19 protein-coding genes are annotated in these 19,435 nt (G+C 67.1%); 3 read left to right on the top strand and 16 right to left on the bottom strand.

The window, feature by feature from the left end; translation table 11 throughout:
- Positions 1 to 21: 21 nt before the first annotated feature.
- Both dxr and ABTV68_RS06305 read right to left on the bottom strand, forming a co-directional pair.
- On the bottom strand, positions 22 to 1,104 hold the full coding sequence (dxr, locus tag ABTV68_RS06310) for a 1-deoxy-D-xylulose-5-phosphate reductoisomerase (RefSeq protein ID WP_433676761.1): 1,083 nt from the start codon (positions 1,102 to 1,104) through the stop codon (positions 22 to 24).
- A gap of 156 nt (positions 1,105 to 1,260) precedes the next feature.
- Positions 1,261 to 2,223, bottom strand: a complete 963-nt coding sequence (locus ABTV68_RS06305) for an FKBP-type peptidyl-prolyl cis-trans isomerase (protein ID WP_433676760.1) — start codon at positions 2,221 to 2,223, stop codon at positions 1,261 to 1,263.
- A gap of 209 nt (positions 2,224 to 2,432) precedes the next feature.
- Here ABTV68_RS06305 and ABTV68_RS06300 point away from each other — a divergent pair, with 209 nt between their 5' ends.
- Positions 2,433 to 3,152 carry a lysophospholipid acyltransferase family protein gene (locus tag ABTV68_RS06300; RefSeq protein WP_433677560.1) on the top strand — a complete coding sequence of 240 codons (720 nt, stop codon included), beginning with the start codon at positions 2,433 to 2,435 and terminating at the stop codon, positions 3,150 to 3,152.
- Between the two features lie 126 nt (positions 3,153 to 3,278).
- Here the strand turns inward: ABTV68_RS06300 and ABTV68_RS06295 are convergent, their stop codons facing one another.
- Positions 3,279 to 3,746 carry an OsmC family protein gene (locus tag ABTV68_RS06295; protein ID WP_433677559.1) on the bottom strand — a complete coding sequence of 156 codons (468 nt, stop codon included), beginning with the start codon at positions 3,744 to 3,746 and terminating at the stop codon, positions 3,279 to 3,281.
- A 76-nt stretch (positions 3,747 to 3,822) separates the two neighbouring features.
- Here ABTV68_RS06295 and ABTV68_RS06290 point away from each other — a divergent pair, with 76 nt between their 5' ends.
- Positions 3,823 to 4,815 (top strand): asparaginase, encoded by a 993-nt coding sequence (locus ABTV68_RS06290; protein ID WP_433677558.1) that lies wholly within the window; start codon positions 3,823 to 3,825, stop codon positions 4,813 to 4,815.
- Between the two features lie 128 nt (positions 4,816 to 4,943).
- On the opposite strand, the gene ABTV68_RS06285 is transcribed toward ABTV68_RS06290, so the two are convergent.
- Entirely contained in the window at positions 4,944 to 7,787 is a 2,844-nt protein-coding gene (locus ABTV68_RS06285; protein ID WP_433676759.1) for an FtsK/SpoIIIE domain-containing protein, read from the bottom strand.
- Positions 7,788 to 7,952: 165 nt separating this feature from the next.
- Positions 7,953 to 8,708, bottom strand: a complete 756-nt coding sequence (locus tag ABTV68_RS06280) for a PP2C family protein-serine/threonine phosphatase (RefSeq protein WP_433677557.1) — start codon at positions 8,706 to 8,708, stop codon at positions 7,953 to 7,955.
- A 286-nt stretch (positions 8,709 to 8,994) separates the two neighbouring features.
- Here ABTV68_RS06280 and ABTV68_RS06275 point away from each other — a divergent pair, with 286 nt between their 5' ends.
- Positions 8,995 to 9,780, top strand: a complete 786-nt coding sequence (locus ABTV68_RS06275; RefSeq protein WP_433676758.1) for a DUF4870 domain-containing protein — start codon at positions 8,995 to 8,997, stop codon at positions 9,778 to 9,780.
- A gap of 59 nt (positions 9,781 to 9,839) precedes the next feature.
- On the opposite strand, the gene ABTV68_RS06270 is transcribed toward ABTV68_RS06275, so the two are convergent.
- The 11 genes from ABTV68_RS06270 to ABTV68_RS06220 all read right to left on the bottom strand — a co-directional run bounded on the left by ABTV68_RS06270 (position 9,840) and on the right by ABTV68_RS06220 (position 19,379).
- The gene (locus tag ABTV68_RS06270) at positions 9,840 to 10,586 is read right to left on the bottom strand and encodes a YaaA family protein (protein ID WP_433677556.1); all 747 of its coding nucleotides are present in this window, start codon (positions 10,584 to 10,586) and stop codon (positions 9,840 to 9,842) included.
- 101 nt (positions 10,587 to 10,687) lie between these two features.
- Positions 10,688 to 10,948, bottom strand: coding sequence for a F0F1 ATP synthase subunit epsilon (locus ABTV68_RS06265; RefSeq protein ID WP_231092741.1), 261 nt, complete (start codon positions 10,946 to 10,948; stop codon positions 10,688 to 10,690).
- A 2-nt stretch (positions 10,949 to 10,950) separates the two neighbouring features.
- On the bottom strand, positions 10,951 to 12,399 hold the full coding sequence (gene atpD, locus ABTV68_RS06260; RefSeq protein WP_433676757.1) for a F0F1 ATP synthase subunit beta: 1,449 nt from the start codon (positions 12,397 to 12,399) through the stop codon (positions 10,951 to 10,953).
- A 24-nt stretch (positions 12,400 to 12,423) separates the two neighbouring features.
- Positions 12,424 to 13,320 carry a F0F1 ATP synthase subunit gamma gene (locus ABTV68_RS06255; protein WP_433676756.1) on the bottom strand — a complete coding sequence of 299 codons (897 nt, stop codon included), beginning with the start codon at positions 13,318 to 13,320 and terminating at the stop codon, positions 12,424 to 12,426.
- A 21-nt stretch (positions 13,321 to 13,341) separates the two neighbouring features.
- A complete protein-coding gene (gene atpA, locus ABTV68_RS06250) occupies positions 13,342 to 14,985 on the bottom strand; it encodes a F0F1 ATP synthase subunit alpha (RefSeq protein WP_433676755.1) in 1,644 nt (547 codons plus the stop codon).
- Between the two features lie 63 nt (positions 14,986 to 15,048).
- Positions 15,049 to 15,837 (bottom strand): F0F1 ATP synthase subunit delta, encoded by a 789-nt coding sequence (locus ABTV68_RS06245; protein ID WP_433676754.1) that lies wholly within the window; start codon positions 15,835 to 15,837, stop codon positions 15,049 to 15,051.
- Positions 15,837 to 16,391: a F0F1 ATP synthase subunit B gene (locus ABTV68_RS06240; protein ID WP_433676753.1), complete on the bottom strand. Its 555-nt coding sequence runs from the start codon at positions 16,389 to 16,391 to the stop codon at positions 15,837 to 15,839. Before ABTV68_RS06240 ends, ABTV68_RS06245 begins: the two co-directional genes overlap by 1 nt.
- A 29-nt stretch (positions 16,392 to 16,420) precedes the next feature.
- A complete protein-coding gene (atpE, locus tag ABTV68_RS06235; RefSeq protein ID WP_404922620.1) occupies positions 16,421 to 16,657 on the bottom strand; it encodes an ATP synthase F0 subunit C in 237 nt (78 codons plus the stop codon).
- A gap of 43 nt (positions 16,658 to 16,700) precedes the next feature.
- Positions 16,701 to 17,516 carry a F0F1 ATP synthase subunit A gene (gene atpB / locus ABTV68_RS06230; protein ID WP_433676752.1) on the bottom strand — a complete coding sequence of 272 codons (816 nt, stop codon included), beginning with the start codon at positions 17,514 to 17,516 and terminating at the stop codon, positions 16,701 to 16,703.
- A gap of 148 nt (positions 17,517 to 17,664) precedes the next feature.
- Entirely contained in the window at positions 17,665 to 18,216 is a 552-nt protein-coding gene (locus ABTV68_RS06225) for a hypothetical protein (RefSeq protein ID WP_433676751.1), read from the bottom strand.
- Positions 18,213 to 19,379: an MraY family glycosyltransferase gene (locus ABTV68_RS06220; RefSeq protein WP_433676750.1), complete on the bottom strand. Its 1,167-nt coding sequence runs from the start codon at positions 19,377 to 19,379 to the stop codon at positions 18,213 to 18,215. Before ABTV68_RS06220 ends, ABTV68_RS06225 begins: the two co-directional genes overlap by 4 nt.
- Positions 19,380 to 19,435 lie beyond the last annotated feature (56 nt).

Here is a 19,435-nt window from a genome sequence, read left to right as displayed (position 1 = left end):
TCAGGCACGTCTCCTGACTGGCTACGCCTTCTCGATGAGGGCGTCGGCCGTGCGACGCGCCCAGGCCTCTGCCTCGGCGAGTGACTCCCAGGTGAGCGACGCCGGCGCCTCGTGCGCATCGACCACGCGCTCGATCAGGTCGACGATGCCGAGGAACGACAGGCGCCCCTCGTGGAACGCGTCCACCGCCTGTTCATTGGCCGCGTTGAACACGGCAGGGAACGTTCCGCCGGCACGCCCGACGCGCTTGGCGAGGCGCACAGCGGGGAACGCGTCGTCGTCGAGGGGCTCGAAGGTCCAGCTGGTCGCGGTGGTCCAGTCCAGCGGCTGCCCGACACCCCCGATCCGGTGCGGCCAGTCCAGTCCGAGCGAGATCGGCAGGCGCATGTCCGGTGGCGACGCCTGAGCGATGGTCGACCCGTCGATGAACTCGACCATCGAGTGGACGATGGACTGCGGATGCACGACGACGTCGATCCGGTCGTAGGGCACCCCGAAGAGTAGATGGGCTTCGATGACCTCGAGACCCTTGTTCACGAGGGTCGCGGAGTTCGTCGTGACGACGCGCCCCATGTCCCACGTGGGATGCGCCAGCGCCTGCGCGGGCGTCACGTCCCTGAGCGAGGCGCGGTCGCGCCCACGGAACGGGCCGCCGGATGCCGTCACCACGAGTCGACGCACCTCGGCAGAGGTTCCGGACCGCAGAGCTTGTGCCAGCGCGGAGTGCTCTGAGTCGACCGGGACGATCTGACCCGGCTCGGCGATCGAGGTCACCAGTTCACCGCCCACGATCAGCGACTCCTTGTTTGCCAGGGCGAGCGTGCGTCCGCTCTCCAGGGCCGCGATCGTGGGCCCCAGTCCGACGGAGCCCGTGATGCCGTTGAGGACGACGTCCGCGTCGACATCGCGCACCAGCTGTTCGGCCTCGACGGCTCCCAGCGCGGTGTGCTCGACCTGGAACTCCGCTGCTTGCGCGGCGACCGCCTCGTGGTTGGTCCCCGCCGCGAGACCCGCCACCTCGAACCTTCCGGGATTGGCGCGGATCACGTCCAGCGCCTGCGTTCCGATCGAGCCGGTGGAGCCGAGAATGAGGATGCGACGCATGTCCCCAGCCTAACGACGCGGCTCTCGGGCACAACGCGGAACTCGCGGCATCCGAGACGAGAGATCGGCGACGGGCATGACGGAATCCCGCACGAGAACGAGCAACGCGCCGCCCCTCACGGGACGACGCGTTGCGCGAGGCTCAAGAGATCCGGATCAGCCCGCGGCGGGCGTGGACGACTCGATCTTCACGACGAAGACGAGGGTCTCGTCGGCGAGCTCGTTGCCGGTGCCGGCGTAGCCGCACTTCGGCGGCATGGCGACGAGCACCGTGGACCCGACCTTCTGCCCCTCGAGCGCGCGCTTGAAGCCGGTCACCACACCCGTGGTGGAGAAGGTCGCGGGCTCGCCGCGGTCCCAGCTGCTGTCGAACACCGTGCCGTCCGACCACTTCACACCGGTGTAGTCGACGGTCACGCTGTCGCCCTCCCCGACGACATCGCCGTCGCCCTCAGTGAGCACGCTCAGCTCTACCTCGGTGGGTGCCGCGGTGCCCGCGGGGATGGTGATGGTGGGCTTGCCCGCCGAGTCGAATGCGACCTCGGGCAGCTTTCCGGGCTTGTCCGAGACGGTGCACCACTGCGCACCGGGCGTGGCACCGAGCACATCGAACACCCAGTAGCCCGCCGAACCGTCCTGCTGCGGTGCGGCGATCACGATGCGGCTGCCGACATTCGCGCACCCGAAGATCTGGCCGATGCCGGTGGTGGCGGTGAGCTGCTCGGTCAGGGCCGTGCCGTCGTGACCCTGGTCCGAGGTCTGCGTGCCCGTAGCGTCGAACATGGTGACGGCATAGCTCACATAGTCACCGTCCGCGAGCTTGTCGCCGGTGCCCGCGACGGCGACGGTGCGCTCGATGGCGGTGGGAACCGTGGCGTCTGCGATCTTGATCGTGGGCGCGGCGGTGAGATCGTCGCCCGAGACGGTGACGGACTTCGAGATGTCGCCTTCGGCTGCGGGCTGCTCGCAGACGTCGGTAGCAGCAGCGGTTCCCGCCGAGGCGGACGACGATGCCGAGGACGAGGAGCCGGCGTCGGGCGAAGACGTTCCCGAGCAGGACGTCAGCGCGAGGGCCGCGAGGCCGAGAGCGATCAGGGGGAACAGGCGACGTGAGCGCACGAAGGCACCTCTCTGGTTCGGACGGATCATCCATTGTCCCGCATTCCCCATACGGATCTGCTGGGAACACCGGGTCCAGGACGCGCGCGGGCGACGGGGGCATTCCGAGTACGGAATGAGTCGCACGTTAAAATCTCTCAATGACCTCTCCCGAGTCCGAGAACGCCGACGCACCCGAAGTCGACACCCGCACGGACTCCGCCGGCACCATGAACCGCGGTGCATACTCCCTCGGTCGCCTGGCGATCGGCTCGGTCGCGCGACTGATCTACCGCCCCCACATCGAAGGGCGCGAGAACATCCCGCGTTCCGGCGGCGTGATCCTGGCCAGCAACCACCTCTCCTTCATCGACTCGATCGCCATCCCCGTGGCGGCACCCCGCCCCGTTCACTTCCTGGCGAAGTCGAGCTACTTCGATGGCACGGGCTTCAGCGGGTGGGCGTCGCGAACGTTCTTCACGTCCATCGGTGCGATCCCCGTCCGTCGTGGAGCGGGGCAGGCGGCACTCGATGCTCTGGATCAGCAGCGTCAGATCCTGGATCAGGGCCGCGCCGTCGCGCTCTATCCCGAAGGCACCCGCTCACTCGATGGGCGCCTCTACAAGGGGCGGACGGGTGTGGCGTTCCTCGCGCTGCAGACCGGAGCTCCCGTCGTTCCCGTCGGCTTGATCGGCACGGACAAGGCGCTGCCGAAGGGGGCGAAGTTCCCGTCCCGGAAGGAGCGCATCACGGTCCGCTTCGGTGAGCCGATCGACGTGACACGTCACGGCTCCGCGGACTCGGGGCGTGCACGCCGGCTCGCCACCGACGAGATCATGGCCGCGATCCACGCCCTCTCCGGCCAGGAGCTGGCCGGCGTGTACAACGAGGCCCCCGCGCAGAACCCGATCGAGCGGATCAAGCAGGTTCTGCCCCACGAGCGCCGCTGACTCCGCGAGCGCACGCGCGGAGCCACAGCACCGCGAGCTCACGCGACTGAGTCACAACACCGCAAGCGCATGCGACGGAGTCACAGCACCGCAAGCCTGGGCTCCGCGCACCCGCCAACGCTTGCCTCAAGCGACGACGATCTCCGGCTCCACCCGGACCGGGAAGTTCACCGAGTTCGCGATGAAGCACCACTCGTGTGCGTCGCGGTGCGCGGCGATCGCACGGTCGACCATGTCGGCCTCTGTGACGGTGACGCGGGGGCGGAGCACGACTTCGATGAAGCGACCTCCGTTGCCCTCGGTGATCATCGTGCCCGTGGCGTCGTCGGTGTACGCGGTGACGACCACGCCGGCCAGCACACACGCATGCAGATAGCTCAGCAGGTGGCAGGACACCAGCGACGACAGCAGCATGTCCTCGGGGTTCCAGCGTTGCGGATCGCCGCGGAAGGGTTTGTCCGCGGAAGCCAGCAGGTCGGCTTTGCCGTCCACGCGTACTGTCACGGAGCGCTCGTAGTCGCGGTAGCCGGTGGTCCCGTCTCCGGTGTTTCCGGTCCACTCGGCGTGCTGGCGATACTCGTGCTGGCTCATGATGGCAGTCTCTCACGCTGGCGACGGCATGGGCCGGGGCGTCGGACTCGCGCGCGAGTAGGCTGGGACGGTGACGGTGATGGAAACTTTCGGTGTGCAGGATGCGGTCGAGTTGGCCGTGGTGGATCGCAACGGCTTTGTGGAATCCCGGCACGCCGGCGCGGCCATCGTGCTCTCTCCCGATGGTGAGATCCGGGGCTCTTTCGGGCGCACCGACGCGCTCATCCTGCCGCGGTCCACGATGAAGCCGCTTCAGGCTCTGGCTTCCCTGACCGCGGGCGCGCAGCTTGCCGGCGAGCAGCTCGCGATCTCGACCGCCAGCCACGTCGGCACGGACCTGCATGTCGAAGTCATCACCGAGATGCTCCTCGGCGGCGGGCTTCGCCCCTCCGATCTTGAATGCCCGGCCTCGTGGCCGGCCGACAGCGCCACGCGCGACAACATGATCCGTCGCGGCGAGGACATCTCGCCCCTGCGGATGGCGTGCTCGGGCAAGCATGCCGCGATGCTCCTCGCGTGCCGCGCTTCGGGCTGGGAGACCGCGGGTTACACCGACCCCACCCATCCGCTGCAGGCCCACGCGCGCGACGTAATCGAGCGGTTCGTGGGCGAGAAGATGCAGATCACCACCGTCGACGGGTGCGGTGCCCCGGTCTATGCGATGACGCTCGCCGGTCTCGCCCGTGCGATTCAGCGCGTCGGCACGGCCTCCGAGCGCTCTCCCTTTGCGCTGTACCGACTCGCCGGCGAACTCATGCGGGCGGTGCGCGAGAATCCCTGGACCATCGAAGGACCGGGTCGTCCTGACAGCTCGCTCGTGGAGAAGCTCGGCGTCTACTCCAAGTTCGGCGCCGAAGGCGTGCAGACGATGGTGGCTGCGGACGGCACCACGGTCGTGGTGAAGACGCTGGACGGCTCCACGCGTGCCGGTCACACCGTTGCCGTCCACCTGCTTGGTCAGGCGGGGGCTCTCACGGCGGCGCAGGTCGCCGAGGCGGACGCGGTCCTGGGGCTCGACGTGCGCGGCGGCGGACGCCCGGTCGGCCGGATCCGGTCTACCGTGCACCTCTGATCTGCCCGGCTGCGCGGGGCTCGATGTCCGCGCCGGCGGGCGCCCGGAGTGCACATCCGATCGACCGTGCTCCACTGATCTGCGCAGCCGCATCGAGCTCGACCTCCGCGCACGGGTCCGGCCCACGCTCAGTCCCACGTCACGCGGGTGAGGGCGCCACCCATCCGGCAGAGCCAGGCTCGTCCGGGCAGCGCAAAGGGCGGCAGTGAACGGTCACCGGTCAGAGTGCGGACATCGCTCGAGCACTCCGCGGAGATCACCAACTCCCCCTCTCGTCGCACGGCTTCCAGGAGGCGCCAGGCACGCTGCCACTGCTCGGGATCGCCCACGAGAACGACATCCCGTGGTGGATCGAGCTCGGTGGCGGGAACCTCGGACACGGAGAGGAGCGATGCCGCCCAGATCCGCTCGAGGTGGCGGTGCCGCTGAGCTGATCCCCGCAGCACCACCCCGGTCAGCGCGCCCGACCCTGCGGGCCTCCATCGCCGCGCCGGGGCAGAGGACGCTGCGGTGTCCGTGCCCGTTCCCGCGCCCTGCGACGATCGCTCCGTCGGCATAGCCGACGATGCAGCGGGCGCGTCGCCCGCTCCCTCGTCGGGACAGAGCAGCTGCACCTCCAGTCCGTCGAGAGTGGCTCGGCCGGGAGGACGACCCGCACGGAAGCCCGACGACTCTCCCCCGGCGAGAAGGTGATCCGCGCGGTTCGCCTGCGCGAGCACGGCTCGGCGAGGGATGAGGTCGATGATGCGTGCGCACGGGCCGGACGCGCGCTGCGCTGTGAGGATCACCGTCGTCCCCGTCATCCCGGCACGACGGATGAGACTCTCGATGCGATTGGCCGCCTCTGCCGCCCACGGTTCCGGCCACAGCGTGAGGAGCACGTCCACGTCATCGATCAACACGAGTGCGGGACGCTCCGCCTCCCAGCGAGCCAGCGCGTCCCACGCGATCTCGGGATCGGACGTGATGCGCAGCGTCTGGCTCACCCGAGCATCCAGCATGTCGATGAACGTCGTCTTGCCCGACTTCGCCTTCCCCAGCAGCACCAGTCCCCGTTCGCCGAGGCGAAGGCGCACCGCCCGGCGGCGTTGGTGGTCGGGATCGTCCGCCACCGCGATGAGCAGGTGCTGAGCCGCTGAGAATCCGTCCTCCTCGTCCAGATCGGCGATGTGCTGACTCACGTCACTCAGACCGATGCGCTCCGGTAAGGGAGGAAGCCACGGTCTGGCCAGCGAGGGAATATCGTGATGAAGCCCGGTCACGTGATCGAGATCCGCGGTCGAAGTCAGCGCGATACGCGTACGGATCGGCACCGCATCGCCGCTGCGTCGCACGTACGCCATCCCGCGTCCGTCCGGGCCGCCGGAGATGCCGGCGGCATCGTCATCGCCGATCACAGCGCGGCTGTCCTGATCACTCGATACTCGTAGGGCGATGCGCAGTGGGCAGTTCGCCAGGGTGGCGTCACGCACGACCCCGGCGACACGCTGGGCGCCGATCACCAGGTGCATGCCGAGCGCTCGCCCACGCGCCGCGATATCGGTGAAGACGGGTTCCACCTCCGGATGCTGGGTGATGAGCGCCGGGAACTCGTCCACGACGATGATCAGGCGGGGCAGGCTGACGCGGACGTCGCCGATATCGCGCGCCCCGACCGCGGCGATCACCGCCTCCCGGCGCCGGACCTCGGCCGCGAGGGAGCGGACGGCGCGCTCGGCGAGATCGCCGTCGAGGTCGGTCAGCACGCCGACGACGTGCGGCAGGCTCGCGAGCGGCTCGAACGCCGTGCCGCCCTTGAAGTCGGCGAGCATGAGTTGCACGGCGTCCGGCGGATAGGAGCGGCAGAGTGCGGCTACCCAGGTGATGAGGAACTCGCTCTTGCCTGCTCCCGTCGTTCCCACCACGACGGCGTGCGGACCGTCTGTCACGATGTCGAGAACGGCGTCCTGCCCACCGGCTCGGCCGATCGGGACCGCAAGCACTCCCTCGGCCTCGCCGAGCTCGGCGAAAGAGACGAACGGGTCATCTGACGATGATCCGCTCTCCGCTCGCGCTCCGAGGCTCTGCGCGGTGCGGAGGGCCTGCGCCACAGACACCGCCTCGCAGCGCAGTGGAGCCGTCACTGCACCGCGACCGACCACTGCCGTGAGAGCCTGATCCAGCTCGATGACCGTGGGCGCACCGGTGGGAACAACGCCTCGACGATCGATCCAGCTGACCGTCACGTCCGCCGGCGGACGAGGATCCGTCGGCCCGACGAGAGCCAAGGTCCGCGCGCCCGGGGCTCCCACCGTGTGCGGAAGATCGTTCTGCCAGGACTCTCCTCGAGCCAGCACCTGCCACTGCCCGGGAGGATTCAGCAGACAGACGTGCAGGACGATGGCCCGTGCCACCGCAGCGGCAGCGATCGGATTGCCCCGTACGCAGATGTCACCATCCAGCGGAACGACGACCGGCGAGTCGGCGAGCAGCTGAGCGCTCGCACGCAACGCCTGTACCTCCGGACGCTCATCGCCGCGCCCGATACTGGTCTCCACCGGGACCGTGCCGCTGCCGAGGGTCACCGTCGCCTCGCGTTGTGGATGGCTCCGCCAGATCTCTGCCGGCGCGTCCGCCAGATCGATGGTGCTCGGATGAGCCGCCCACCGATCGCGGCGCGCCTGTGCCTGACGCTGCGCCACGCTGTCGGCCGCGGCCTCCATCGCCGTCAGAAACGACGCGCGTTCGCGTCGTCCCTCCCGGCGACGTCCTCGTGCGCGATCCGCAAGTCCCGCCACGAGCATCAACGGACCGAGCGCCGCGAACCACAGCATCAGGGCCGAGCCGGTCATCATCCACATCCCGATGGCTCCGATCACGGGAACGATGGCGGCCACCAGCGGGAGGGACGTGGCCGGCTGCGGCGCCGGGGTGGGCGGGAGCGCCAGCGGTTCCTCCGCCCCTGTCGTTCGTGCGGCGAGGAGAAAGCTCATCCCCTGACGATCCTGCATCGGCAGGAGCTCCGGCGCCAGAGCCCGGACGATCAGAACAACATTCGGCCACGCCGCTCCTGGGGAGGAAGCTCACACCTCACCGGCACCGCGTCAGACGGTTAGCGCGGCTCTCTTCGCCGCCGCGTGTCGACGACGAGGCCCGTGTCAGCGCGCTGCGGGAGTACGAGCAACGTCCAGCACGATGATCGTGACGTTGTCGCGACCGCCGTTCTCCAGCGCGGCCTGCATCATCGCCTCGACCGCATCACGAGGGTCGGGATTGGCGTTGAGGAAGTGCTGGATTCCGTAGTCGGTGAGTTCCTTGGTGAGGCCATCCGAACAGACGACGAACCGGTCGCCATCGCAGATCTCGACCCGCACGTAGTCGGGAACGACCTTGTCACTGGGACCGACCGCGCGAGTGATGACGTTGCCGTACGGGTGATTCTCCGCCTCTTCCGGGCTGAGGCGCCCGGCGGCGATGAGCTCCTGAACCACCGAATGATCCGTGGTGAGCTGGTCCAGTTGGTCGTCGCGCAGCAGGTAGACCCGAGAGTCGCCGATGTTGAGCGTGACCCACGATTCACGGGCGGCATCGGTATCGAGGTACACACCGGTGAGCGTGGTGCCGGTTCCCTCATCCGTGGTCTCCGGGTGGGACATGATGTCGGCCACTGCGCGTGTCAGCGAGCGTTCGATGGCCTTGGCCGAGACCTTGCCCTTCTCGACCATTGCGCGCAGCCGTTCCACCGTGCTGGCGCTGGCGATCTCCCCACCGATATGACCGCCCATTCCGTCAGCGACGACGAACAGCGGGTAGCTGGTGAGGAAGGCATCCTGATTGACTTCGCGCCGGCGACCCGTGTCGGTGGCGCCGTACCAGGTGAGCGTGACGTCATCACCGCTGGGCAGCGCGACCACGAGAGACTCTGTCGTGCCGCGCTCCGTCACGCCAGGCCTCCCTCAGGTTCCAATGCCTCACGCCGAGGCTGTGATTCATCCTAGTAGACCCCGACGACATGAACCGGCGAGCGCCACGGCCCACGCGTGGATCGCGCACCACGTCTCCAGCGGATGACGAAGTCGGCAATTGCGACGTCCCTCGTTGCCTCGCCGCGGTGTGCAGACTACCGTTATTGCTTGCGGACCTCGCATTCCGCACCCCGCCTGATTTTCTGCGCGGAACGAAACAGATGGAAGGCCCCTCATGAGCGATCCGAACGGCTCACAGCCGCAGCAGCCCCAGGAGCCCCAGGGCGCTCCGCAGCCGCCGGCACAGGACCCGACGCAGCCCGGCGCATACGACCCGAACGCCGGACAGCCCACTCCGCCCCAGCCCCCGCAGTATGAGGCACCCGCGGCACCGCAGTACAGCGCACCCCAGGAGGGCGTGCCCCAGCCTCCGGCGTACGGCGCACCCCAGGCCCCGCAGGCGCCGCAGTACGGTGCGCCGCAGCCGCCGCAGTACGGCGCACCCCAGGCACCGCAGGCGCCGCAGTACGGTGCGCCGCAGCCGCCGCAGTACGGCGCACCCCAGGCACCCCAGTACGGCGCACCGCAGCCGCCGCAGTACGGCGCACCGCAGCCCGGCTACGGTCAGCCGCAGTACAGCGGTGGCGGCAACCCGCCCTACGCCCCGCAGCAGGACCAGACAATGGCCATGTGGGCGCACCTCAGCGGCATCTTCTACATCATCCCGCCGCTCATCATCTGGCTGATCGGCAAGGACCGTGGGCCCCGCACCAACGTGGAGGGCAAGGAGGCGGTCAACTGGCAGATCACGCTTCTGATCGGCCAGGTCGCGGTGACGATCGTCGCCGCGATTCTCACCGGGATCTTGTGGTCCGTGGGCGCGTGGGGTGTCGCTGACATCGTCGGCAAGCTGCCGTGGCTCCTGTGGGTTGCGAACGTGGTGTTCTGCATCCTGGCAGCGGTCAAGGTCAACGGCGGCGGCAGCTACCGCTACCCCGTGAACTTCCGCTTCATCAAGTAAGTAAGACGCATGAGAGAAGGGCCGGAGCATCGCTCCGGCCCTTCTCTCATGCCCGACGCTCAGACGACCAGGTCCAGCTCGGCACCGCGTTCTCGCAGCACCACGCCGGCATCGTCGGCCCAGCGCAGCAGACCGGCACGGGAGCGGATCCGCGGGCGCTCCTGGGCAAGCCGACGAACCAGTTCGCCCTTCGCGTGCTTGTTGAAGTGGTTGAGGGCGCGCACGGTGCCGTCCTCCCCCGCCGTCACAACGCGCACGTACGCGCTCGCGACATCGTCCGGTATCGGGCCGAGCGACGCATAGGCCTCCGATCGCAGGTCCAGAACGAATGCCGGGGCATGCGCGGAGATCGCCGCGGATACCGCTGGGGCCCACAGGCGCTTGAGGGCGCCCAGTGACGGAATCGACGTTCCCGCCGCGAGCCGATACGCCGGGATCCGATCGAGAGCGCCCACGGGCCCGAACGGGGCGGAGTGAATCATGACGTGCTCACCGAGCCAGCGTCGCGCCGGGCGATCGAGATCGCTCGCAGCCAGCGCGTCGAACAACACCCCCGTGTATCGGTCCACCGCCGGCAGCGTCGGTGCCGCACGCAGTGCCGCGTTGACGGCGATGTCGCCGCGCTGACGTTCGCTGAGCTTCAGGACGCGCGCCGCCTCATCGACGTCCGAAGACAGCGACACCAGGGCCTCAATGGTGCGCTCACGCTGCGGCAGCAGTTCGCCGAACGCGAGAGCGGCAGGATCCAGCGGCGCGCCACTCCCACCGGGATGCTTCGTCTCCGATGGGGGCAGAAGTACCAGCACGTTGTCCTTTCCCGATGACGCAGCGGTCATCACACGACGAAGCGCGCCGACAGCCCGAGGGCTGCCGGCGCGCTTCGTATGGTCGATTCAGCGAGAGCCGATCAGGCGACCAGTGCGGCGTTGCCCGCCACGATGGTGAGGTCCGATCCCTCCATCGACAGGAAGCCGTCCTTCGCCGAAGCGATGACCTTGCTGCCGTCGGTGGTGGTGATGCGCACCTGACCCTCCGCGAGGATGGCCAGCACCGGCTCGTGACCGGACATGAAACCGATCTCGCCTTCGACGGTCTTCGCCACGACGAGCGAGGCGTCTCCCGTCCAGATCTCCGACTCCGCGGAGACGAGGGTCACGTGCAGCGCCATGATCAGGCGTTCTCCTTCTGGATCTTCGCCCACTGCTCTTCGACGTCGGAGATGCCACCGACGTTGAAGAAGGCCTGCTCGGCCACGTGGTCGAAGTCGCCCTTGACGATGGCGTCGAACGACTCGATGGTCTCCTTGATCGGAACCGTCGAACCCTCGACACCGGTGAACTTCTTCGCCATGTAGGTGTTCTGCGACAGGAACTGCTGGATACGACGGGCGCGGGCCACGACGATCTTGTCCTCTTCGGAGAGCTCATCGACACCGAGGATGGCGATGATCTCCTGGAGCTCCTTGTTCTTCTGCAGGATCTGCTTCACGGCGTTGGCCACACGGTAGTGGTCGGCACCGATGTAACGCGGGTCGAGGATACGCGACGTCGAGGTCAGCGGGTCCACGGCCGGGTACAGACCCTTCGACGCGATCTCACGCGAAAGCTCGGTGGTGGCGTCGAGGTGGGCGAAGGTGGTCGCCGGAGCCGGGTCGGTGTAGTCATCGGCCGGCACGTAGATCGCCTGCAGCGAGGTGATCGAGTGACCACGCGTGGAGGTGATGCGCTCCTGGAGCACACCCATCTCGTCGGCGAGGTTCGGCTGGTAACCCACGGCCGAAGGCATACGACCGAGAAGGGTCGACACCTCGGAACCGGCCTGCGTGAACCGGAAGATGTTGTCGATGAAGAGCAGCACATCCTGGTTCTGAACATCGCGGAAGTACTCCGCCATGGTCAGCGCGGACAGCGCGACGCGAAGACGCGTCCCCGGCGGCTCGTCCATCTGGCCGAAGACCAGGGCGGTCTTGTCGAAGACGCCCGCCTCCTCCATCTCGTGGATCAGGTCGTTACCCTCACGGGTGCGCTCGCCGACACCGGCGAACACCGACACACCACCGTGGTCCTGCGCGACGCGCTGGATCATCTCCTGGATCAGAACGGTCTTGCCGACACCGGCACCACCGAACAGACCGATCTTTCCACCCTGCACGTACGGGGTCAGCAGGTCGATGACCTTGATGCCCGTCTCGAACATGGTGGTCTTCGACTCGAGCTGGTCGAAGTTCGGAGCCTTGCGGTGGATCGGCCAGCGCTCGGTGACCTCGATGGTCTCGCCGGGCTCGAGGTTGAGCACGTCACCGGTGGCGTTGAAGACCTTGCCCTTGGTGACGTCACCGACGGGAACCATGATCGGCTCACCGGTGTCGCGCACCTCCTGGCCGCGGACCATGCCGTCGGTGGGCTTGAGCGAGATGGCGCGAACGAGGTCGTCGCCGAGGTGCTGTGCGACCTCGAGGGTGATCTCGGTGGCCTCGTCACCGATGACGATGGTCGTCTTCAGTGCGTTGTAGATGTCCGGAATCGCGTCGTGCGGGAACTCGATGTCGACGACGGGCCCCGTGACGCGTGCGACGCGCCCGACGACCGCAGTCTGAGCTGCCGTGGCGGTGTCAGTCATGGTCTTCTCTTTCGTGATGAGGTCTTAGGACGCCAGAGCGTCCGCGCCGCCGACGATCTCGGCGATCTGCTGCGTGATCTCGGCCTGGCGCGCGTTGTTGCGCAGGCGCGTGTAGTCGGTGATGAGCTTGTCGGCGTTGTCCGAGGCCGACTTCATCGCCTTCTGCGTTGCGGCGTGCTTGGAGGCAGCCGACTGCAGCAGGGCGTTGAAGATGCGGGACTGGATGTACACCGGCAGGATCGCGTCCAGCACCGTCTCGGCGTCCGGCTCGAACTCGTAGAGCGGGTACACCTGCGAGGACGACACGTCGGCGGCATCCGCCTCGGTGATCTCCAGCGGGAGCAGGCGAACGCTCTCGGGCTCCTGGGTCATCATGCTGACGAACCGGTTGTAGACGAGGTGGATCTCCTCCACGCCGCCGTCCGCGTAGTCCGTACGGAACGCTTCCAGCAGGGTGTTGGCGATGTCTTCCGCCGTCGAGAAGGAGGGCGAATCGGTGTCACCGATCCACTCACCGGCGGCGGCCAGCTTCCGGAACTGGAAGTAGCCGACCGCCTTGCGTCCGACGAGGTAGAAGACGACCTCCTTGCCTTCGCTGCGCAGCAGCTCAGCAACCTCCAGACCCTCGCGGAGGATCTGAGAGTTGAAGGCACCCGCAAGTCCGCGGTCCGCGGCGAAGATCACGACCGCGGAACGACGGATCTGCTCGGGCTCGGTGGTGAGCGGGTGATCGACATTGGAGTACGTCGCGACGGCGGACACGGCACGCGTCACGGCACGCGAGAAGGGGGATGCCGCGTGCACACGCGCCATCGCCTTCTGGATTCGCGAAGCCGCGATGAGTTCCATCGCCTTCGTGATCTTCTTGGTGGTCTGAGCAGACTGAATCTTCTGCTTGTAGACCCGGAGTTGTGCGCCCATGAGTGTCTCTCTGTCAGGCGATTACGCCCGACGACCCTTGACGATCTTCTCCTGCGTGACGTCATCGGCAGCGGCTGCGTCCACGCTCTCGTTGCCGAGGGCATCGATCGCACGGCCCTTGCCGCCGTTGAACTCGAGGATGAACTTGTCGGTGACGTCGTTCAGCTCAGCGATGGTGTCGTCATCCAGCACGTTGGTCTCGCGCAGGCGCGTCAGGATCTCGGTGTTGCGACCGACGTAGTCCAGCAGCTCACGCTCGAACGGCAGCACATCCTCGACGGCGATCGTGTCGAGCTTGCCGTTGGTGCCGGCCCAGATCGAGACGACCTGCTCCTCCACCGGGTACGGCGAGTACTGCGGCTGCTTGAGCAGCTCGGTGAGGCGGGCGCCACGCTCGAGCTGACGACGCGACGCCTGGTCGAGGTCGGACGCGAACATCGCGAATGCCTCGAGCGAGCGATACTGCGCCAGCTCCAGCTTCAAGGTACCGGAGACCTTCTTGATGGACTTGACCTGAGCGTCACCACCGACTCGGGAGACCGAGATACCCACGTCGACGGCCGGACGCTGGTTGGCGTTGAACAGGTCGGACTGCAGGAAGATCTGGCCGTCGGTGATGGAGATCACGTTGGTCGGGATGTACGCGGAGACGTCGTTGGCCTTCGTCTCGATGATGGGCAGACCCGTCATCGAGCCGGCACCCAGCTCGTCGGAGAGCTTCGCGCACCGCTCCAGCAGACGCGAGTGCAGGTAGAAGACGTCACCCGGGTAGGCCTCACGTCCCGGCGGACGACGAAGCAGCAGGGAAACCGCACGGTAGGCCTCAGCCTGCTTCGACAGGTCGTCGAACACGATGAGGACGTGCTTGCCGCCGTACATCCAGTGCTGACCGATGGCCGAGCCGGTGTAGGGGGCGAGGTACTTGAAGCCCGCGGGGTCCGAGGCGGGAGCGGCGACGATCGTCGTGTACTCCAGCGCGCCGGCCTCTTCGAGCGCGCCCTTCACCGAAGCGATGGTCGAGCCCTTCTGACCGATGGCGACGTAGATGCAGCGGACCTGCTTGTTGACGTCGCCCGACTCCCAGTTGGCCTTCTGGTTGATGATCGTGTCGATCGCGATGGCCGTCTTACCGGTCTGGCGGTCACCGATGATCAGCTGACGCTGACCACGGCCGACCGGGATCATCGCGTCGATGGCCTTCATGCCGGTCTGCATCGGCTCGTGCACCGACTTGCGCTGCATGACGCCCGGGGCCTGGAGCTCGAGAGCACGACGACCCTCGATCGAGCCAATCTCACCGAGACCGTCGATCGGGTTGCCGAGCGCGTCCACGACGCGGCCGAGGTAGCCGTCGCCGACCGGGACCGAGAGGACCTCGCCCGTGCGGGTGACTTCCTGACCGGCCTCGACGCCCGAGAACTCGCCCAGGACGACGACGCCGATCTCGTGCTCGTCGAGGTTCTGGGCCAGACCCAGGGTGCCGTCGGCGAAACGCACGAGCTCGTTGGCCATCACGCCCGGGAGTCCCTCGACGTGCGCGATGCCGTCAGCAGCGTCGATGACGGTGCCGACCTCGGTCGCGGAAGCGCCAGGGGTCTCGTAAGCGGCGACGAAGTCCTTCAGCGCGTCACGGATGACATCGGGGCTGATAGAGAGATCTGCCATTGTGTTCCTTCGTTCAGTGGGGCCCTGCCCCGAAGTTCTCCGCTGGTGCGGGAAAGTCTGGTGTCAGCCGATCAGCTTGTGGCGCACGTCGGCCAGACGCGACGAGATCGATCCGTCGATCACGTCATCGGCGATCTGCACGCGCAGTCCTCCGACGACCGTGGGGTCGATGACCGTGTTGAGCGTGACGCCGGAGCCGTACTTGGCTGCCAGCGCCGCGGTGAGGCGCTTGCTCTGCTCGTCGTTCAGCGGGGCGGCCGAGACCACCGTTGCGACCGTGCGGCCGCGCTGCGCCGAGACGATGTCCATCGCCCGGTTCAGCAGCTGACGAACGCGCCGCTCCCGCGGGAGCTGCACGAGCGAGGAGACGATGAGCGTCGTTGCGGGTGCTGCGGCGCTGCCGATCAGCTTCTCGACAAGGGCACCCTTCGCCGCAGACTGACCCAGGCGGCTGCCCAGGGCGAGCTCCAGCTCGGGGTTCTGCGCGATGGTGCGAGAGAAGCCGAACAGCTCCCCCTCGATGTCGGCGTTCGCATCCGCGGCCGAAGCCGTGCGGATCGCGAGCTCCTCGATGCCGTCGGCAAGACCGGCGGCATCGGACCAGCGCTGAGCGGCGACCGTGGTGAGGACGTCCACGGCTGCGGCGCCGAGCGCCGAGCCGAAGACGGCCTTCACGACCTGTTCGCGCGCGGCCACGGGGGCTGCGGAGTCGGACAGGGCACCGGCGAGCTGCGTCGACTCGCTCACCGCACGCGCGGCTGCGAACAGGTCGCGTGCGGTGGCGAGGTCGAGCGTGTGCGCGTCGAGCGCCTTCACCGACGCCGCGAGTGCCTGAGTGGTCGCGCTGCCCATCAGTGGTTCGCCTTCTCGGAAGCCTCGAGGTCGGCGAGGAAGCGGTCGACGACGGCCGTGGCCTTCTGGTCGTCGTTCAGCGTCTCACCGATCACGTTTCCAGCAAGGTTCAGTGCCAGCGTGCCGACCTCTCCGCGCAGGGAGACGAAGGCAGCCTGACGCTCGGCCTCGATCTGGGTGGAGGCAGCGGCCTGGATGCGTGCGGCCTCCGTGGTCGCAGCTTCCTTGGCCTCGGCGACGATCTTCTTGCCGTCCTCGCGGGCGGCGTCACGGATCGTGCCGGCCTCCTTGCGAGCCTCGGCCAGCTGCGCGGTGTACTCCGCGAGAGCGGCCTCAGCCTGCTTCTGGGCCTCGTCAGCCTTGGCGATGTTGCCCTCGATGGCCGCGGAGCGCTCGTCGAGCATCTTCGTGACCTTCGGCAGAGCGACCTTCCAGACGACCAGCAGGATGACCACGAAGCAGACCGCAGACCAGACGATGTCATAGATCGCCGGGATCAGCGGGTTCGGAGTCTCCCCCTCGCCAGCTGCGGCAGTGACAAGAGCGTTCAGCATCCTGTCTCCTTACGTGTCAGTGGGGTGAATCAGCCCTGGAAGATGAAGTAGGTCGCGATGCCGATGAAGGCGAGCGCCTCGGTGAAGGCGATACCGATCCACATCATGACCTGGAGGCGACCCTGCAGCTCGGGCTGGCGGGCGACACCCTCGATCGTCTTGCCGACGACGATGCCCACACCGATGGCGGGACCGATGGCCGCGAGGCCGTAGCCGATCGTTCCGACGTTGCCGGAGACTGCGGCGAGAATCGTGGTAGCGTCCACGGTTTTTCCTTTCGTTGGGTGGGTACGGCTTGTGCCGACCCGCTCAGTGCTCGTCTGCGACTGCGAGCTGGATGTAGACCGCAGTCAGGATGGTGAAGACATACGCCTGGAGGAACGCCACCAGGAGCTCGAAGATGGTGTAGGCGAAGCCCGCGGCGAGCGTGCCGACACCGAGGATCGGGAAGAACCCGCCCGCGTGGAAGAAGAAGAACCACGTCGCCGAGAAGAACAGCACCAGCATGAGGTGGCCGACCATCATGTTCATCAGCAGTCGCAGCGTCAGCGTGACGGGGCGGATGATGAAGGTCGAGATGAACTCCAGCGGCGTGACCAGGAAGTAAATCGGCCACGGAACGCCCGACGGGAAGAGCGAGTTCTTGATGAAGCCCTTGGGGCTCTTCTTCAGACCCGCGTAGATGAAGGTGACGTAGGCGACGACGGCAAGCAACAGCGGCATCGCGATGATCGAGGTTCCCGCGATGTTCAGGCCCGGGATCACACCCGTGAGGTTCATGAACAGGATCATGAAGAAGAGGGTGGTGAGGATGGGCAGGAAGCGGTTGCCGTCCTTGCGTCCGAGCAGGTCGTGCGCGATGTTGACGCGCACGAAGTCGAAGCCCATCTCGACGATCGACTGGCCGCGGCCGGGGATCAGCTTCATCTTGCGGGTGCCGAGCCAGAGGATCAGCACGAGCACGACGGTGACCAGGATCTGGATCAGGTGGATCCGGTTGATCGCGAACGGCGTGCCCTCGAACAGAACGATGTCCGGGAAGAACTCCCAGATGGAGGGGGCGTGGAAGCCGTTCTCGTCATCAGACGAGGCGGCAGCGGCGATAATGCTCGCGGCGTGGATCACAGGTTGCGGCTCCAACTTCGGGGCACCGGGCGAGCCGATACGACGATGGGTGAGACGGCGTCATCCCGACCTTCGCGCACAAGAGGCGCACCACGGGCCAGGGGAACTTCTTCAGCCTATCAAGATTTCCGGGATGTCACGAATCGAATCACGGGCGATCCGACGGCTTCTCCGCGTTGCTGGATGACGCATCGGGAGCAGCAGGCGTATCCTCCCCCGCTGCCGGGTTCTGGGCTTCTTCTTCATCGTCGAACGTCTCGGGCAGGTCGATGTCGGAGACGTAGGGGATCCGCATCTTCATCATGACGATCACGTCCACTACGAGAGTCGCGAGAATGCTCACGACCAGCGCGATGAAGAACACCATCGAGTCCAGCCATGGCGCGCCACGGAGCAGGAAGAGTGCGGCGATGAAGATGACGAACTTGATCACCCAGCCGCCGAGCACGATCGAGAAGAACAGCGTGGGGTAGAGCGGATCACCGTTCCAACGGTTGGCGATGAGGATGCTGGCGCCGGTGATCGACAGGAAGAGGGCAGCGAGTACGACGCCCACCAGGGCGCTGAACAGTCCGGACGTGCCGGATACGGAGAAGCCGATCACCGCTCCCGCGATGGCGAGCACGGCGGTGACGATCGCGCCGACGGTGAGGACTCGTCGCAGGACGGGGTTGCTGGCGACGGGAGCTGCGGGGGTCATTTCGAGGCCTCCTGGAGGGCGCGGCGTCGTGCGCGGCGCGCGTTTTCGGGTGGGATGAAGGTGACGACGGCGCAGGCGGCGAGGCCCACAGCAGCGAACGCGATACCGAGCCAGTAGCCGCCGGGCCAGCGCTCACGCACCGCCACGTACATCAGCAGCACGGACAGCGACAGCACGGCGGTCCACGCATAGAAGATGAGCGTGGAGTCACGATCGGAGTGGCCGAGGTCGAGCATACGGTGGTGCAGGTGCTTGCGATCGGGCGCGAACGGGCTCTTGCCCGCGCCCATGCGGCGCAGCACGGCGAGCACGAAGTCGGTGAGCGGGAAGATCACGATGATGATCGGCAGCAGCAGGATCGGGATGAAAGCACCGAGCAGCATGGACTGGCCGAACGTGTCGGGGTCGAGCATCTCGGGTGTGATCCGGCTGAGGATCGCGATGGTGCAGGTGCCGAGCAGCAGTCCGAGAAGCAGTGCGCCGGAGTCGCCCATGAAGAGCTTCGCCGGTCGCCAGTTCAGCGGAAGGAATCCGGCGCAGGCACCCACGATCACGGCGGCGAGGAACGTGGCGAGGTTGAAGTTGTTGTCGCCACCGGTATCGCGCACCAACAGGTACGAGTATGCGAACAGCACGCCCGCCGCGATCAGCACGGTCCCGGTGAGGAGCCCATCGAGGCCGTCGATGAAGTTCACGGCGTTCATGACGACGACGATCACCATCATCGTGGCGACGATGCTGATCCAGCTGGAGCCCACCATGATGCCGCCGATAGGCAGCGCGATGATCTGCAGCCCGCCGCCGATCGTGATGATGCCGGCGGCGATGAACTGCGCGCCCAGCTTGATCATCCAGTCCAGGTCCCAGATGTCATCCGCGGCACCGACGCCCACGATCAACGCCGAGGCGATCAGGACCGAGATGATCGGGGCCGGATCCGCCCAGAACGGGGCGAAGTAGGGATTCGCCCGTGAAATCAGGACCATCAGCGCGATCGCCAGGAAGATGGCGATTCCGCCGAGGCGCGGCGTGGGCGTGGTGTGCACGTCCCGTTCGCGGATGCCGGGGTACAGCTTGAAGCGCATGCTCAACTGCCACACACCCCACGAGAGCATGAGCGACATGGCTCCCGTGAGGATGATGGCGAAGAGATACTGCTTCACGCGTGCTCGCCGCCGGGAGGGCCTTCCACGCTCGCTGCGCTGTCGGCAGCGGGAGC

This window comes from Microbacterium gorillae (assembly GCF_050990725.1).
GTDB classification, from domain to species: domain Bacteria; phylum Actinomycetota; class Actinomycetes; order Actinomycetales; family Microbacteriaceae; genus Microbacterium; species Microbacterium gorillae_A.
This window is presented reverse-complemented; position numbering and strand designations above follow the sequence as displayed.

Bases quoted from the DNA above. Each gene is read 5' to 3' on its own strand.
- ABTV68_RS06265 (WP_231092741.1), bottom strand. From the start codon at position 10,948: ATGGCGCTGCACGTGACCCTCGTCTCCGCGGAGTCGGAGATCTGGACG.
- ABTV68_RS06255 (WP_433676756.1), bottom strand. From the start codon at position 13,320: ATGGGCGCACAACTCCGGGTCTACAAGCAGAAGATTCAGTCTGCTCAG.
- ABTV68_RS06290 (WP_433677558.1), top strand. From the start codon at position 3,823: ATGGAAACTTTCGGTGTGCAGGATGCGGTCGAGTTGGCCGTGGTGGAT.
- ABTV68_RS06225 (WP_433676751.1), bottom strand. From the start codon at position 18,216: ATGACCCCCGCAGCTCCCGTCGCCAGCAACCCCGTCCTGCGACGAGTC.
- ABTV68_RS06300 (WP_433677560.1), top strand. From the start codon at position 2,433: ATGAACCGCGGTGCATACTCCCTCGGTCGCCTGGCGATCGGCTCGGTC.
- ABTV68_RS06240 (WP_433676753.1), bottom strand. From the start codon at position 16,391: ATGCTGAACGCTCTTGTCACTGCCGCAGCTGGCGAGGGGGAGACTCCG.
- atpD (WP_433676757.1), bottom strand. From the start codon at position 12,399: ATGACTGACACCGCCACGGCAGCTCAGACTGCGGTCGTCGGGCGCGTC.
- ABTV68_RS06285 (WP_433676759.1), bottom strand. From the start codon at position 7,787: ATGAGCTTTCTCCTCGCCGCACGAACGACAGGGGCGGAGGAACCGCTG.
- atpA (WP_433676755.1), bottom strand. From the start codon at position 14,985: ATGGCAGATCTCTCTATCAGCCCCGATGTCATCCGTGACGCGCTGAAG.
- ABTV68_RS06245 (WP_433676754.1), bottom strand. From the start codon at position 15,837: ATGGGCAGCGCGACCACTCAGGCACTCGCGGCGTCGGTGAAGGCGCTC.
- dxr (WP_433676761.1), bottom strand. From the start codon at position 1,104: ATGCGTCGCATCCTCATTCTCGGCTCCACCGGCTCGATCGGAACGCAG.
- ABTV68_RS06275 (WP_433676758.1), top strand. From the start codon at position 8,995: ATGAGCGATCCGAACGGCTCACAGCCGCAGCAGCCCCAGGAGCCCCAG.